Here is a 16,990-nt window from a genome sequence, read left to right on the forward strand (position 1 = left end):
ACACACCGTTGCAAGCACAAACGCCCCGGAAAATCACGGCATTGCGCAACCTGCATGAATCTATCTTACATATCTTTCGATATCTGCTGCTGATACTGCGGTCTGCCGTGTATCGGAATTCCGGATAAACGGTAAGATTCACAGCCGATTTCTCCGTTTATGCTGTACATATCCGCGGATTATATTCTCGCCGCCCGGATAGTGCAGATTTAATTTTCAAATTCATATAAACCTGAAATTACCTCGCTACCAGCTGAAACCAACACATTTACATATTGATTTCAGCTAGACTTTCCCTAGATTCCCGCAATTTTACTGCGAATCAACGAATATTCAGCCACCAGGAGCGCAGATGAACATTCCGCCTATAAATTACGACGGTAAAGATAGCGATAAGAAACCTGATAATCAGGACGGCCAGTCACAATCCAATGCTGTCGGAAATATTAATCAACAGGATAGTTTTGGATATGAAAAACCGGATGCAAGCAATTCAGATCAGCAGGATCTGGTGCAGCCGCCGCAATACAATGATTACAGCCAGTACGGACAATACGGGCAGTATGGTCAGTACGGAAAAGCTGATTCAAATGCGCAGGCTTTTACTTCCGGCTACCGCACAGTAATTCCAATGCGTCCGCTCGGAGTCGGCGATACGCTTGATTCGGTAATCCGCCTAATCAAGTTCAATCCAAAAGCTTTTATCATTTTCCCGCTCATTATTTCGGTAACTTTCAGCATCTTCTCGCTGCTGATTGAATCCGCAGTTGGTGAAACTTCGCTTTCGCCGATGTCTTCACTTTTCGACTTTAATCTGGAAAGTACTGATTCTCTCGACAGTTCCTACCCGGAACTTTTTAGTCTTGGTGCCCTTGGTGTAACTTTCTTTATTTCGATGGTATTTTCAATTGTCCAATATGCAATCTTAAACGTTGCCGGCACCCGTGTGACTATTGCTTCCGTACGCGGATATCATCTCTCGCTGCGCGATACATGGCAGCTTATCCGCCCGCGCTTTTGGAAGCTTTTCTTCCGCATCATCGGTCTGGTTATCCTAAACACTATTATTTTTTCGCTATTCATACTCATTCCGATAGCGGTAATTTTCGTGGGCACTTCTGCGCTGAGCGGCATATCTGACAGCAGCTTAATTCTCATCATAATTCTGGGCGTGTTTTTATTTATCACTGCCATCATCGCTGTTTACACCCGGCTGATGATTTCGTTCTCAGCTCTCGTTGCAGAGGACTGCGGACCGATTACCGCAATTAAGCGCTCGTGGAGTCTCACTCGCGGATCTTTTTGGCATATCTTCGCGCTAATCGCATTTTCTTTTGTCTTCGTGTCAGTAATCTTCTTTACGATTTCATTCTTCCTCGGATTCGCAGCATTATTTATCGCCGGCATATCCGAAGGTGCGGCGGCAGTCGGAATTATAATTTCCGCACTCACGGTATTGTTTATGGAAGTTTTCATTTACCCATTCTTCACAGCTCTCACGAATACGATATACGTGAATATGCGTTTTAAGAGAGAATTTCCATCAGCAGCTGCTCTATGAAGCAAGCGAACAATACGGCACCAGCACCGGCAGTGCCTTTCAGACACACAATGGTTCCTCACAGCTGTGAGTAACCAACTACTGCACTCTCATCACCAGGCACGATGATGAATGTACCGGTTATTTTCAATCCAAGACACAGCTTCCCCAAAGGAGCTGCAGTTATTGCTGCGAAAAATCCATTCCGAATTATTGGCATGATAATCAGCGGCGCCTTTTTGAAATCGACGGCACCGCTGATTCTCCAATCCGATTACACTCCGGCTGCTCCTGATGCGGAACAGGCACGCAAACTCGCAGTTGAAGAACTTTCACGAGTGAAATATCAAACGAACGATTCTCTCTGGGACCGATTATTGGAGTGGTTTTCATCGCTGCTGGATCGGCTGTTTTCGGGGCAGACAGGGTCGCTTTCAATTTCGGAAATTCTCACACTGGTACTAATTGGAATTGTAATTATCGCGTTGATTATTTTCGCATTTCGAATTGGGGTTCGTCTCCGAAATAAGAAGACTGAAAACCGAAAAGAAACCCAAAATCAAAGTTTATTCCTGAATGACTCGCGCTCTGCTGCGGAACTCTTTGCTGCAGCCGATTCAGCAGAGCAAGCCGAAGACTTCAGCACTGCCGCAATTGAGCGTTTCCGCGGTGTAATCAGAAATCTTGATGAACGCAAGCTAATCTTGCTTCATCCGGGGATGACTGCGTTCGAAGCAACAAGACAGGCAGTTGAATCCTGCGGCGCGCATGACTTATTTTTCGACTGCGCACAATGGTTCAACAATATTTTTTACGGCTCGGCTGAAGCTGATTTTACTGCTGCTGAACGTACTTCCCAGCTTGCACAGTATGTACGTGAATTTTCCGAAAACCGCCCAAAAGGTTTCCGCAACGGCGTGAATTCACGCCTCCGAGACAGTGAACAGCAGCAGATTGGAGGATTTTTCGAATGACTTCCGCAATCGCCGAAAAATCAAATTCACTGCCGACGGGAATCCAATTTTCTGCTGCAAAATCTGCCGGCAGCGGAAAGAAAAACGGAAAGTTCCCAACCGTTCTCGTCACGATTTTAGTGATTGCGATTATCGGCGCACTCGTTGCAAATACTTTTCTGCGGCAGGAAACAAATAACCGCTTTCTCAGCGCTGATTCGACTTCCGCCAACGGCGCCGGCGCACTTGCCGCGCTGCTGCGCAGCACCGGAGTTGAGTTTATCAATGTTGAAGATCAGCACAAGATATCGCAAATTTCGGATCAGAGCACAGTTGTGCTGGTTAATCCGGAATTTTTGCACGAATCAGATATCAAAAAATACAAGATTCCGGTGCCGCTGTGCTGCTGCTGGTGAATGAGTTCGGATATTTTCTTCCAGAATGGGGAATCGAAGCAACTACGGTGCAAGCGAAAACCGATTCACATAAGCTTTCAGAATCAAAAAATTCAGCACAACTATCGGAAAATACGCCTTTAGATTCGCCGTTCAGCTCGAAATGGGAGCGGTACTATAACCGTCATAAAGATGCACCCATTTTACCTGCCCGGTGCAACTTTGCTCCTGCGGTGCGCGCTGAAAAGATTGGTCCGGTCCAAGATATTTTCACCGGGTTTGACTTCAGTGAAGCGGCATGTTTCCGCACCGATTCGCGAAACGGAACAAAAGAAGCTGCGGCTGCGCTGATTTCCTCTGCAAAATACCCGAATGTGTACGCTTTTTCAGCACCAGTCACATTCACCAATGCATTTTTAGCACACGCAGGAAATGCCGCTTTTGCACTGAATTTACTCGGTGCAAAACCGACGCTTTACTGGGTGGAAAATTACAGCTCACCAGAGCAATTCGATGACAATTCAAACCCTGCAGACAGTGCGGAACTGCCGGAATGGATTTCAATTTTTGCGATCGCATCGCTTCTTTCCGGATTCTGGTTCGTACTCTATCAGGGGCGAAGATTCGGTAAGCTTGTCCCCGAACCGCTGCCGGTAGTGGTACCAAGCGGCGAGACAGATTTCGGCCGTGCGCAGCTCTATGCGCAAGGGAAAGACTTTACATATCTGGCACGAATCATCCGCAACGAGTTCTTAATGAAATATGCGAAAACAGAGCTAAATGGGGTGAATCCTGCTGAACAGAATGATCGGTCAATAGCTATCAGCAAGATAGTTGACACGCTGCACAAACGCAGCGGGCAATCGCCTGATTATCTCGCTGACGTACTTTTTCCCGTCCAATAAAAACAAAATCAGAATTGAAAATACTGCAAAAAGAACTCGCGGATTTAACAAAGGAACTGTAAATGAGCAATACAATGAACTCGAATCCGGCAGCAGTCCCGGCACAGTCTGCCGCTTTCGAAAAATTTCAGGCAATCCGATCTGAGATTGCGAAAGCGGTTGTCGGGCAGGAAGCTGCGGTAACTGCGATTTTAATCGGGCTATTAACTGATGGGCATGTGCTGCTTGAAGGCGTTCCGGGAACGGCAAAAACGCTTCTGGTAAAAGCGCTCGCCAAAGCCGTAAATCTTGAAACAAAGCGAGTTCAGTTCACCCCGGATTTAATGCCGGGAGATCTCACTGGTTCCTTAATCTACAATTCGGCAAGCGCTGAATTTACTTTCCGTCCCGGTCCGATATTCACCAATATCCTGCTCGCAGATGAAATCAATCGTACTCCGCCAAAAACACAATCAGCGCTGCTTGAGGCGATGGCTGAAAAGCAGGTCACGATAGATGGAGAGCCGCGTCCGCTTGCATCTCCATTCCTTGTAGTGGCTACGCAAAACCCGATCGAATATGAGGGGACGTACACTCTGCCGGAGGCGCAGCTTGACCGTTTTCTGCTAAAAATCAATCTCGACCTCCCTGCGGCGCCGGCAGAGCTGGAAATTCTCCGTCGGCATTCACAAAACTTTAATCCGATAAATCTTGACTCTGCCGGAATCGTCGGTATCGCAGCCGCAGATGATATCTTCACGGCACGGGAAGAAGTAAGCCGCGGAGAAATTCACGACGATATTTTGCACTATATTGTGCAGGTTGTGCATGCCACCCGAACTTCCCCAGCCACTGTCCTTGGAGTATCTCCGCGCGGCGGGGTAGCAATGTTAAATGTTGTCCGTGCATGGGCGTGGCTGAACGGGAGAAATTACGTAATTCCTGATGATGTGAAAGTACTCGCGCCAGCTGTGCTCACACACCGGATTAAGCTTGCTCCGGAAGCTGAACTTGATGGGCTCACTCCGGAAAATGTGATTTCTGCTGTTCTTGACACTGTGCCGGTGCCGCGCTGATGTTCATCTCGCGAAACGCCGTAATCGTCTCACTTGCCGCAATTCTTGCCGCACTGCTCACCCTGAATATCGGAGTGCTGCTGGCAGCCCATTGTGTTCTCGCGGCAGCCTGCCTGATTGATATCCTTGCTGCACCTTCGCCAAAATCACTGAATTTTGTGCGTACAGGCACGAAGAGCCTAAAACTCGGAGAAACCGTCGAACAGCAAATCACACTGGAAAATACTGCAAACCGGAAAGTGCGCGGCTGGTTTCGTGATTGCTGGCCGCCTTCCGCCGGTATTTCTTCCGATATTTTCGATTTTTCACTGGCTGCGGGAGAGCGAAAAGGATTTGCCGAACAGTTTACTCCGCACCGCCGCGGAACCCGCCATTCCGATTTTATTGCGATTCGGACGATCGGACCGCTGCGCTTAGCCGGCCGGCAGCGCTCTTTCTCAACCGACTGGGATTTACAGATACTTCCAGCGTTTTCATCACGAAAACATCTTCCCTCACGCATCAAACGGCTGCGTGAAATGGAAGGTCATTCGCTGCTGCTCGTCCGCGGTCAAGGCACAGAGTTTGATTCTTTACGTGAATATGTTGCCGGTGATGATGTGCGGGCAATTGATTGGAGATCCTCAGCAAGACTCGGGCAAACTCTCGTCCGGACCTGGCGTCCGCAGCGTGATCGGCGCATAGTGGTACTCTTGGATTCCGGACGTGCAGGAGCGATGCGTATTGGCAGTTTTCCAGCATTTGACGATTATATTGAGACAACACTCCTGCTTGCCGCGCTGGCGCAGCGTGCCGGCGATTCACTCGACGCATATGTGATCGACAGCTCCGTACGCGCCCGCATACGTGCAGGCGCAGACCGACTCGCAATTCACACAATTGCAAACACACTTGCTGATATTGCACCGATTCTTACTTTTACCGACTGGCAGCTTGCTCTTAACGAGATTAACCGCAATTCAAAACAAGCCGCACTCGTCGTAATTCTCACTGCAGCTAATCTTTCAAGTATTTCCGACGGTCTTCTCCGTATTATTCCGCAGCTTGCGAAAAATCATCGGGTGTTAGTTGCCGCACCGCAAAATCCGCAGCTTGTTAATTTCCCGGATTCAGATTCAGATTCAGATTCAGATCAAGAAGAACATGATGTTTATTTTGCTGCTGCAAAAGCTCGCTCTGAACTTGAACGAAATGCGGTAAATCAGCAGCTGGCGATGCTTGGATCTACAGTAGTCGCAGCAAGTCCGGAAGATTTACCAGTTCGCGTAGCTGACACCTACCTTGCACTAAAGGCACAGGGGCAGCTCTGATTAAATATTTACCCGCACCCGAAATTTGCAAAGAATCTTGCCGAAATATTTGGATAAACTGCGGGAAATCACCAAAGTACAGTTTCAGATAGTGAACAAACTGCAAGCGTGCAAGTTTGGTCATTGCCTGCTTTTCGATAGACTTAGAAACGGCGCGGCGGTCGCTTTGTCCGCGCGTTTTGTTGATTATTTTTAGGGAGATTCATGAGCGACACCAATATCACTCGTGCGATTGGACAGCAGGTACGCACCGTTTCCGGACGCAATCCGCAGTCTGCAAATCCACTCGAATACTGGGCAGCTGCCGCAAACGCCGTAGTAGCTAAACTCGCCGATAATTGGGAAAAGACAGAAGAAACCTACAACGCCACCCGGATGCAGCATTATTTCTCTGCGGAGTTTTTGATGGGGCGCGCGCTGCACAATAACCTTTCGAATCTTGGGATGATTGCGGATGCCGCAGCAGCCCTCAAAGAATACGGTCAAGAGCTTTCCGACGTACTCGAAGCTGAAAACGATGCAGCACTCGGTAACGGCGGTCTCGGCCGGCTTGCCGCCTGCTTCCTCGATTCTTGCGCTACTCTCGATTTGCCTGTCCGCGGATACGGCATCTTGTACCGTTACGGTTTGTTCAAACAATATTTTGCAGACGGTTTTCAAGAGGAAAAACCGGACGCATGGATGGAAGAAGGATATCCATTCGTCATCCGTCGTGAAGAAGAACAAAAACTTGTCCGGTATGCCGACCTCACCGTGCGGGCAATTCCTTACGATATGCCAATCACCGGATATGGCACGAATAATGTAAATACGCTGCGTCTTTGGAAATCTGAACCGATGGAAGACTTCGATTATAATGCGTTCAACTCGCAGCGCTTCACTGATGCAATTGTTGAACGCGAACGGGTAAACGATATTTGCCGTGTGCTCTACCCCAACGATTCTACTTTCGAAGGAAAAGTGCTGCGTGTGCGGCAGCAGTATTTCTTCTGTTCCGCATCATTGCAGGCGATTATCGAAAATGAAATCGCTAAGCGCGGCAGTGTAAATAAGTTTAGCGAGTTCAATTCAATCCAACTCAATGATACCCACCCGGTACTCGCAATCCCGGAGCTTATGCGAATTCTCCTCGATGAACACGGTTTAAGCTGGAATGAAGCATGGAATATTGTTTCACACACTTTTGCGTATACAAACCACACCGTGCTTGCCGAAGCTCTGGAGACTTGGGAAATCACAATTTTTGAACGCCTGTTCCCGCGGATTATGGAAATTATTCGCGAGATTGACCGCCGCTTCCGGGAAGAACTTGCTGCGCAAGGTTTCCATCCGGGAAAGATTGACTACATGGCCCCAATCGACGGCAACCGTGTGCGGATGGCTTGGATTGCGTGCTATGCAGCGTTTTCAATCAATGGTGTTGCGGCACTGCACACTGAGATTATTAAGGCCGACACACTCCACGATTGGCATGATATTTGGCCGGAAAAGTTCAACAACAAAACAAACGGGGTAACTCCGCGCCGTTGGCTGAATCAGTGCAATCCAAAACTTGCCGCCTTACTTACGGAACTTGCCGGATCCGATGCCTGGGTTCGGAACCTGGAAGAATTGCAGCAGCTGAAGAATTTTGCTAACGACGCATCCGTACTTGAGCGGATAAATACCATCAAATATGAGAATAAAGTTGCTTTTGCGAAATGGATTAAAGATCGGCAAGGTATCGAAATCGATCCAGAAGCGATTTTCGATGTGCAGATTAAACGTCTGCATGAATACAAGCGGCAGCTAATGAATGCGCTTTATATTCTCGACTTGTATTTCCGGATTAAAGATAATCCGAACGAAAACTTCCCAAAGCGGGTCTTTATTTTCGGCGCCAAAGCAGCTCCTGGATATGTCCGGGCAAAAGCTATTATCAAGTTAATCAATGAAATCGCTGCGCTTGTAAACAATGACGCAGAAGTTTCCAAGATTATCAAGGTAGTTTTTGTTGAAAACTACAATGTTTCCCCTGCTGAACATATCATCCCGGCAGCTGATGTCTCCGAGCAGATTTCCACTGCAGGCAAGGAAGCTTCCGGGACATCCAATATGAAGTTTATGATGAACGGGGCTTTAACCCTCGGCACAATGGATGGCGCAAATGTGGAAATTGTGGATGCTGTCGGTGCAGAAAACGCATATATTTTCGGTGCTGAAGTTGCAGAACTGCCAGAGCTGCGCAAGAGCTACACCCCATATGCAGCCGTCGAAAATACGCCAGGGCTGAAGCGTGTAATCGACGCGATTGCCGGCGGCATGCTTGACGACGGAGGCACAGGGTTATTCCACGATTTGCTCAACTCGCTGCTCGAAAATAATGGCTGGGAACCAGCGGATGTGTACTACGTACTCGGCGACTTTGCTGCGTACCGCGAGGCACGGGACCGGATGGCAAATGATTTCTTTGCTGACCGGCAGGCTTGGGCGAAGAAATGCTGGATTAATATCGTCGAATCCGGCCGGTTCTCCTCTGACCGGACGATCCGAGATTATGCCGAAGAAGTGTGGAAGATTCATCCGCATCGGATTTAAGCGAATCGGGATTATCCCAAGCTGAAGCAGTTCATGAAAATAGCTGAAATCGGTGCAGCACTGAAATTTTTCCGGCGCTGCACCGATTTTTGATTTTGCAGATCCTCACCCCTCCTTGCCCGCTCTGGAGATTCCTGCGCGAAATACTTCTGCTGCAAAGCACCCAAATTTTTCTGAAAAACTGTTGCTGAATACTGCTGGAATTATAAAAAGTAATTTCATCCGAAACTTTTCGGAAAATAGTTTTCAGCAAATAGTGAATCGCATAATCGGCTGCATCTAACTCACAATCCGGGTAAACCCCGTGGTCAATGGAATATTTCCGCGGAGAATTGCGGCGGAAAGGTCCGTTTTAAATCAGTGCTGATTATTAAAATTCCCTCCATATACAGGCGCTTTCGATTAAGCTAGATATCGGAACTGCACCTGAGAAAAAACTGCAGATTTATCTTGAGTATTTAAAGAAAGTGGCGGATATGATTAGCACGAAAGCCGTTTCCGAAACCCCGCAGACAGCACCATACAGTCCAGTCGGCCGGATTCCGATTGTTGATGTCGCCCCAAGTATTGAAAATGGTGCGTGGCCGGCAAAAGGAACTGAAAATGAATCGTTCCCGGTACAAGCGACAATCTTCCGTGAAGGACATGATTTGTTTGCCGCCGAGTGCGTCCTAATTGACCCGAAAGGAAAAGAAGCGCAAGTCTGCCCAATGGTCGATATCGCTCCGGGTTTGCGCCGCCACGAAGGCTGGCTGACTCCCACCTATCCAGGTAACTGGGAATTTTTGTTCGGGCATGGAGTGATCCGATAGCTACCTGGCGGCATAATGCTGAGATTAAACTTAATGCCGATATCGATGTCCAGCTCGTCTTTCTGGAAGCTATTGCGCTTTTTAAGCGGGCAATGAAAGCGATGCCGCGCGGAAGTCAGGAACGCCAGACAATGCGGGAAGCAATCAAGGCGATTTCCTACAAACGCGTACACAAAAATGTTCGTTTTGCAGCCGCCACCTCACCGGAAGTCAACGCCGCACTCACAAAATATCCTGTGCGCGATAGTCTCTCCGAATCAGCACGATACCAAGTAAATGTGGATCGGATTCGCGCACTTACAGGTTCATGGTACGAAATCTTCCCGCGTACCGTCGGCGCGAAATATGACGAAACAGCAAAGAAATGGATTTCAGGTACGCTGCGCACTGCCGCCGAAGATTTGCCGCGAATTGCCGGCATGGGTTTCGATGTAGTTTATCTGACCCCGATTCATCCAATTGGCGCTACAAACCGTAAGGGACGGAATAATACGCTGATTGCCGGTCCGGATGATCCCGGTTCTCCTTATGCAATTGGTTCAAAAGCCGGCGGACACGACGCAATTGAACCGTCGCTTGGAACGTTCGCAGATTTCGACTATTTCGTCTCACAGGCGAAAAGTCTTGGCTTGGAAGTTGCGCTTGACGTCGCGCTCCAATGTTCTCCGGATCATCCGTGGGTGAAAGATCATCCGCAATGGTTCACTACCCGCGCCGACGGCACCATCGCTTATGCCGAAAATCCGCCGAAGAAGTATCAGGATATTTACCCCTTAAACTTCGATAATGATCCTGAGGGAATTTATCACGAAATCGTGCGGGTACTTGAAAAGTGGGTGCGCCATGGCGTAACGATTTTCCGTGTAGACAATCCGCACACAAAACCCCTCAATTTCTGGCAGCGGCTGCTCAGCTATTTCCGGAATCATCATCCGGAGGTGATTTTCTTAGCAGAAGCATTCACCCAGCCGCCGATGATGCAGACTTTAGGCAAAATCGGATTTCACCAGTCATATTGTTATTTTGCGTGGCGAAATGAAAAACAAGAACTTGAAGAATATTTACATGAGCTTTCGCACATTACTGATCCGCAGATGCGTCCGGCGTTTTGGCCGACCACCCACGATATTCTCACGCCGTATATGCAGCGCGGCGGAAGCCCCGCTTTTGCAATTCGCGCAATTCTCGCAGCTACCGGCGCACCAACCTGGGGGATTTACTCTGGATATGAATTGATTGAAAACATCGCCCGCCCTGGTTTTGACGAGCAGATTGACAACGAAAAGTACGAGTTTAAGGCGCGTGATTTTTCACTTGCAAAGTACAATGGGATGGAGACGCTGCTGACGATGCTGAATGCAATTCGGAAACGCCATAAAGCTTTGCAGCGTTTACGCAACGTCTGGATTCACGGTTCAAGCTCAGATAAAATTCTCGTATTTTCAAAACTTGCCCGTGAAGAAGAAAATAACGGCAAGCAGGATCTGGTGCTTGTCGTAATAAACCTTGATCCGTATGCTTCACGTGAAGCGATTTTGCATCTTGATTTGCGGGCATTCCGCACTCAGGCACGCTGGGATAATGCGCCGGTACTCAAGGTTACTGACGAGCTCTCCGGCGAGACGTATCTGTGGAACGATCATCCGTACGTACGTCTTGATCCGCATGGGCAGGCAGCGCATATTCTCAATGTTGAAGTAGTGGGATAAGTTAAAGGAGCTAAATGTTGACTGCAAATCCCGCATTTTCCGGTCATCAGACGAACCCGGCTTATCGCCTTGCCGGTGAAGGACCAGGATTGTCGAATGATCCTGAGTGGTTTCGTACCGCAGTATTCTATGAAGTACTCCTGCGGGCTTTTGATGATTCGCGCGGTTCAGGTACTGGGGATTTTCGGGGACTAATTAACCGGTTAGATTACCTCCAGTGGCTTGGTATTGATTGTATTTGGATTCCGCCTTTCTTCCCCTCGCCAATGCGCGACGGCGGATATGATATTTCGGATTACACCGCCGTCGATCCAAAATATGGAACCTTACAGGACTTCTCGGAATTGGTTACAGCGGCACATTTTCGCGGAATTCGGGTCATCATTGATCTCGTTATTAACCATACTTCCGATCAGCATCCATGGTTTCTTTCTTCACGTGAAGATCCGGACGGTCCCTACGGAGATTTTTATGTGTGGCGTGATACCGACGAAGAATATGCTGATGCACGCATAATTTTTGTTGATACTGAAGAGTCGAATTGGACTTTTGACGCGCAGCGGCGCCAATTTTTCTGGCATCGTTTCTTTTCGCATCAACCTGATTTAAACTATGAAAATCCTGCTGTACGGGAAGCAATTTTTGAGATTGTCCGTTTCTGGTGCAAGTTCGGTATTGACGGTTTCCGGCTCGACGCAATTCCGTATCTTTTTGAAGAAGAGGGAACTAACTGCGAAAATCTGCCGAAAACACACGAGTTTCTGCGGGATTTGCGGGCACTGATCGATGCCGAATTCCCTGGGCGAATTTTGCTTGCGGAAGCAAATCAATGGCCGGAGGACGTTATCGAATATTACGGTACTGCCGCGGAACCAGAATGCCATATGTGCTTTCATTTTCCCGTTATGCCGCGCATTTTTTACGCATTACGGGATCAGCGTGCAAGCGCAATTCGGGAAATCCTTGAATCCACGCCTGAGATTCCCAATTCGGGTCAATGGGGTACTTTTTTGCGCAACCATGATGAGTTAACGCTGGAAATGGTTTCGACAGAAGAGCGTGAAAAAATGTACTCATGGTATGCAGAAGATCAGCGGATGCGTGCAAATATTGGAATTCGCCGCCGTCTTGCACCGCTGCTTGGAAATTCCCGTTCCGAAATCAAACTTGCAAATTCGCTGCTGCTCTCTTTACCGGGTTCGCCGTGTCTTTATTATGGCGACGAAATCGGGATGGGCGACAACATCTGGCTTCCAGATCGGGATTCTGTGCGGACTCCAATGCAATGGAGTCCGGACCGCAATGGCGGTTTCTCACTCGCTGATCCGGGAAAGCTTTATCTTCCGGTGAATCAGTCACTTGTCTATAATTATCAAGCTGTGAATGTTGAATCCCAACTCGCCCAGCCGGGTTCATTGCTGCATTGGACTAGGGGAATTTTAGAAGCCCGCCGCGCTTTCCCAGTACTCGGTAACGGAAATTTTCAGCTGCAGGAGTCAAATGATGAGGCGATTCTTGCTTTCACCCGCGCAAATACTGAACAGACCATTCTCTGTGTCATGAATTTAGCCGCAAACCCGCGCACAACAATAATCGATATTCCGCAGCTTTCCGGAGCGAATCTTTTGACGCTTTCGGCGGGGCAAGCTTCGGTGCTTTTAATAACGACGGCCGCGTGACCTTAAATCTCGGTTCACGGCAGTTTTACTGGCTGGTAGTAGCGGAAAATGAAGGGGAGGATTATCTCGGCACTTCCCTTTCAGCTGCAGATTAGCGAAGGGGAAGAACGGAATTGCAAAGTAATAATTCACAGGAGCTGTCAGCAAAGTCTGTAGCTAATCTTGAAAAACTGATTAACGAGTGGATTGGGAAAACACGGTGGTTTATTTCCGACCGGGCAAATCCGCAGGCGCATATTCTGCACGGGTACACACTAGCTTCTGATTTTACCTCTTCTACCACTTTGCTTATCGTGCGCAGCGGATCTGCAGATTACTTTCTGCCGATTACTTTAAGTATCACTGATCCGGAACTGCTTTCGGCCCTTTCTGAATACCCGGAGGCGGTACTGGGTTATCTTGATATTAATGGGCAGAATCTGGCTGTTATTGATTCAACTGAGCATCCGAAAGGGCAGATTACGCTGCTGCAGGCATGTCTCGGTGAGCTATCGGTACCGCAGCTTAGCGGCAGTGCACTGCGCGGTCAGCTTTCACAGCTTCCCGCGTTTAAGCGAATCGATAAGCTCCGCTCTGAACAGTCAAACACTTCAATCGTTTACGAATTTGAAACATCCGATGAAGCCGATAGTTCCGGCTTGATTATGAAGCTGTTTCGAATTGTCCACCCTGGTGAAAATCCTGATGTGCAGCTCCAGGCCGCACTTGATAAATTCGGTTCTGCAACCGTACCGAAACAGTATGGAAGTGCACGGGTGGAACTTGGCGCAGCCGGCAGCGCGCCGACAGCAGATGTACTTTCGGTGCAGGAATTTCTTACTGGGGCTAAGGATGCGTGGCAGGTCTTTCAGCAGGAGCTGGCTTCCGGAGTGCAAACACCGCAGAATCCGGAAGCGATTTTCGCACTCGGAGCAGTTACTGCCGATATTCATAGTGTGCTGGCTGAGTCTTTTCCGACCGTTCCGATACATTCCGATGCAAAAATCTGACTCGTGCCAAATGGGCGCATCAAGCCGAACTGGCAATCGCTGCAGCGCCGAATCTGGCAGTGAATCGGGAAACAATTGACGCAATTTTTGATGCTGCACTCGCTGTCGAATGGCCGCAGGCACAGCGGATTCACGGCGACTATCATCTTGGGCAAGTGCTGAACGTGCCGAAACGCGGATGGATTGCTCTCGATTTTGAGGAGAACCGCTAAAATCTTTAGCTGAGCGAAGTCAGCCTGGTTTGGCGCTGCGCGATGTGGCCGGAATGCTTCGTTCTTTTTCCTATGCTGCCGGCGCTGCAGAGCTGAGCGGGAAACCAAGCAGCACTACGCTCACGTGGGCGAATGAAGCAATAAAGCTGTTTCTTGCCGGATACGGCGTATTGTCTCCGGATGAAGCAGTGCTTCTTGACGCTCTGATTCTCGAAAAAGCATTGTACGAGGTAGTGTATGAGGCAACTTACCGTCCGCGTTGGCTGCAAATTCCGCTTCGCGGAGTCGGGAAGATTCTCGGTTCTCACCGCTATTAGCCGGAGCTTTAGTTTCCAGATATTTACCTGTTTAGAGCGTTGGATTCAGCGTGATTATTTCTTAATCCGCGAAAAGTGTGAGCTGAGACAATAAACGTAGTAATCTAGATGTATATTCAGATATGTCGTTTCGCTGATGAAACTTTTCAGAATCATATTGCAAAGCATATTGCTAATTCTGATTTGCTGCAGAAAGCAAAACACATCGCATTCATATGGAAAGAAGGCTGAAATGAGCCCTCAGGCAATTACCGTCGATACTGATGTTCTTAACGCCGTCTCGAATGGCGCTTATCATGCTCCGCACGATGTACTCGGAGCACATAGCGACGGAGAAAATATTACGATTCGTGTCATTAGGCAGTTCGCTGAAGAGGTATATATTGTTACCCCCGCAGGCGAGTTTCCAGCACAGCATGAGCATAATGGCGTGTGGGTGTGTGTGCTGCCGGATACGCAGATTCCTGACTATCGTGTGCGTGCAGTCTATGGCGACTCAGAGTACACTTCAGACGACGCCTACCGGTTCTTGCCGACTATCGGTGAAGTAGATAAGTATCTCTTCGCTGAAGGACGCCACGAAGAGCTTTGGAAAATGCTTGGCGCACATGTGCGCACCTATGATTCGGTGCTTGGCGAAGTGCATGGAACAAGTTTTTCCGTCTGGGCTCCGGCTGCGCGCTGTGTGCGGGTGGTCGGTGATTTTAACGGCTGGAATGGTATCACTGCCGCAATGCGCTGTCTGGGTGAAACTGGGATTTGGGAGATTTTCATTCCGAACGCAGCTGCAGGGAACCGGTACAAGTTTGAGATTCAATATCAAGACGGTTCTTGGCATCAGAAAGCTGATCCGTTAGCTCGTTGTACTGAAGTTCCGCCGTCGACGGCTTCAGTAATTACTGATTCAGATTTTGTGTGGTCAGATCAGGATTGGATGAATCAGCGTGAGCACACTAATCCGCATGCAGGTCCGGTTTCAGTGTACGAAGTGCATATCGGTTCATGGCGAAAGGGATTGAGTTACCGCGAACTGGCTGAACAGCTGATTGGGCACGTTAAATATCTCGGGTTTACGCATGTAGAGTTCCTGCCGGTGGCGGAACATCCATTCGGTCCTTCCTGGGGTTATCAGGTAACTTCGTATTATGCTCCGACGGCCCGTTTCGGCTCTCCCGATGATTTCCGGTATCTGATTAATGAACTTCATCAGGCGGGAATTGGGGTAATTATGGACTGGGTGCCTGCCCATTTTCCGAAAGATGAATGGGCGCTGGCGAAATTTGACGGTTCAGCTCTTTTCGAAGATCCGAACCCGCTGCGCGGAGAACATCCAGATTGGGGAACGTTAGTTTTCAACTTCGGCCGGAATCAGGTGCGAAACTTTTTAGTTGCAAACGCGCTTTACTGGTTTGATGAATTCCATATCGACGGGATTCGTGTCGATGCCGTCGCTTCAATGCTTTATCTTGACTATTCACGGGAAAATGGACGCTGGCAGCCAAATATTTACGGCGGCCGTGAGAATCTTGAAGCAATTTCTTTTATTCAGGAAGTTAATGCGACGGCTTACCGCAAGTTCCCCGGAATCATGATGATTGCTGAGGAGTCTACTTCGTGGGGCGGCGTTACGGGAATGACTGAAAACGGCGGTCTTGGCTACGGGCTGAAGTGGAATATGGGTTGGATGAATGATACGCTCCGGTATCTTCAGGAAAAGCCGATTAACCGTCGGTGGCATCATGGCGAGCTGACTTTCTCACTCGTTTACGCTTTCTCAGAACAGTTCCTCCTTCCGCTTTCGCATGACGAAGTTGTGCATGGGAAAGGATCGTTATATAACAAAATGCCTGGAGATCATTGGCAGAAGCTTGCGGGATTGCGGCTGCTCTACGCATATCAGTGGTCTCATCCCGGAAAACAGCTGCTCTTTATGGGGCAAGAGTTCGGACAGATTGATGAGTGGTCTGAGGCACGCTCGATTGACTGGTGGCTTACCGATAATCCGCAGCATGATGGTGTGATGAGCTGTGTGAAAGCGCTGAACGAAGTGTATAAAACGCATTCTGCACTCTGGTCGGATGATTTCAGCAATTCCGGTTTCGAGTGGATTGATGTAACCGACGGCGATCACAATGTGCTCTCATATCTGCGGAAATCTCGTGACGGCAGCGAACAAGTTGCAGTACTTTGTAATTTCTCCGGCGTCGCATACAACGATTACCGTGTCGGGCTGTCTGCGGGCGGCGCTTGGGATGAGATTTTTAATTCCGATGCTGCTGAATTCGGCGGATCGGGCGTAGGTAATCTTGGTCAGGTAACGGCAGAAGCGGTTGGCTGGAACGGGCGTCCGTTCTCCGCACAGGTACAGCTTCCGCCTTACGGGGTAGTGTTCCTCGCTCCGGCAAATAACAGTTAGGAAGGATTTATTGCAGTTTGCAGTGTTTGCTTTTTGCAGGCAGCTGCAAACTGCAGCCTGTTTCAGCTGCCTGCAGATGTTTATTACAGATTTCCGTACAGAAGAATCACTGCAGGCTGCT

Annotated in this window: 11 protein-coding genes and 2 pseudogenes; all 13 read left to right on the forward strand. The window is 48.8% G+C overall.

Going from position 1 to position 16,990, the window contains the following annotated elements:
- Positions 1-352: 352 nt before the first annotated feature.
- The 13 genes and pseudogenes from RQN30_RS04530 (at position 353) to glgB (ending at position 16,869) form a co-directional block, all read left to right on the forward strand.
- Complete coding sequence (locus RQN30_RS04530) at positions 353-1,561, forward strand: DUF7847 domain-containing protein (protein WP_353061442.1); 1,209 nt, start codon at positions 353-355, stop codon at positions 1,559-1,561.
- Between the two features lie 104 nt (positions 1,562-1,665).
- Positions 1,666-2,514, forward strand: coding sequence for a hypothetical protein (locus RQN30_RS04535; RefSeq protein WP_353061443.1), 849 nt, complete (start codon positions 1,666-1,668; stop codon positions 2,512-2,514).
- Complete coding sequence (locus tag RQN30_RS04540) at positions 2,511-2,909, forward strand: hypothetical protein (protein ID WP_353061444.1); 399 nt, start codon at positions 2,511-2,513, stop codon at positions 2,907-2,909. Before RQN30_RS04535 ends, RQN30_RS04540 begins: the two co-directional genes overlap by 4 nt.
- Positions 2,906-3,793: a hypothetical protein gene (locus RQN30_RS04545; protein ID WP_353061445.1), complete on the forward strand. Its 888-nt coding sequence runs from the start codon at positions 2,906-2,908 to the stop codon at positions 3,791-3,793. Before RQN30_RS04540 ends, RQN30_RS04545 begins: the two co-directional genes overlap by 4 nt.
- Positions 3,794-3,867: 74 nt before the next feature.
- Positions 3,868-4,848, forward strand: coding sequence for an AAA family ATPase (locus RQN30_RS04550; RefSeq protein WP_353061766.1), 981 nt, complete (start codon positions 3,868-3,870; stop codon positions 4,846-4,848).
- Positions 4,848-6,158 (forward strand): DUF58 domain-containing protein, encoded by a 1,311-nt coding sequence (locus RQN30_RS04555; protein WP_353061446.1) that lies wholly within the window; start codon positions 4,848-4,850, stop codon positions 6,156-6,158. The genes RQN30_RS04550 and RQN30_RS04555 overlap by 1 nt, the downstream gene beginning before the upstream one ends.
- A gap of 204 nt (positions 6,159-6,362) precedes the next feature.
- Positions 6,363-8,735 (forward strand): glycogen/starch/alpha-glucan phosphorylase, encoded by a 2,373-nt coding sequence (locus RQN30_RS04560; RefSeq protein WP_353061447.1) that lies wholly within the window; start codon positions 6,363-6,365, stop codon positions 8,733-8,735.
- Positions 8,736-9,211: 476 nt separating this feature from the next.
- Positions 9,212-11,256, forward strand: a pseudogene (locus RQN30_RS04570) (alpha-1,4-glucan--maltose-1-phosphate maltosyltransferase).
- A gap of 14 nt (positions 11,257-11,270) precedes the next feature.
- Positions 11,271-13,030, forward strand: a pseudogene (treS, locus tag RQN30_RS04575) (maltose alpha-D-glucosyltransferase).
- A gap of 18 nt (positions 13,031-13,048) precedes the next feature.
- A complete protein-coding gene (locus RQN30_RS04580; RefSeq protein WP_353061449.1) occupies positions 13,049-13,924 on the forward strand; it encodes a hypothetical protein in 876 nt (291 codons plus the stop codon).
- Between the two features lie 59 nt (positions 13,925-13,983).
- The gene (locus RQN30_RS04585) at positions 13,984-14,136 is read left to right on the forward strand and encodes a hypothetical protein (protein WP_353061450.1); all 153 of its coding nucleotides are present in this window, start codon (positions 13,984-13,986) and stop codon (positions 14,134-14,136) included.
- A gap of 53 nt (positions 14,137-14,189) precedes the next feature.
- Positions 14,190-14,453: a hypothetical protein gene (locus RQN30_RS04590; protein ID WP_353061451.1), complete on the forward strand. Its 264-nt coding sequence runs from the start codon at positions 14,190-14,192 to the stop codon at positions 14,451-14,453.
- A gap of 232 nt (positions 14,454-14,685) precedes the next feature.
- Entirely contained in the window at positions 14,686-16,869 is a 2,184-nt protein-coding gene (gene glgB / locus RQN30_RS04595; protein WP_353061452.1) for a 1,4-alpha-glucan branching protein GlgB, read from the forward strand.
- Positions 16,870-16,990 lie beyond the last annotated feature (121 nt).

It is taken from the genome of Arcanobacterium hippocoleae (genome assembly GCF_040360365.1).
In the GTDB taxonomy this organism is placed as follows: domain Bacteria; phylum Actinomycetota; class Actinomycetes; order Actinomycetales; family Actinomycetaceae; genus Arcanobacterium_A; species Arcanobacterium_A hippocoleae_A.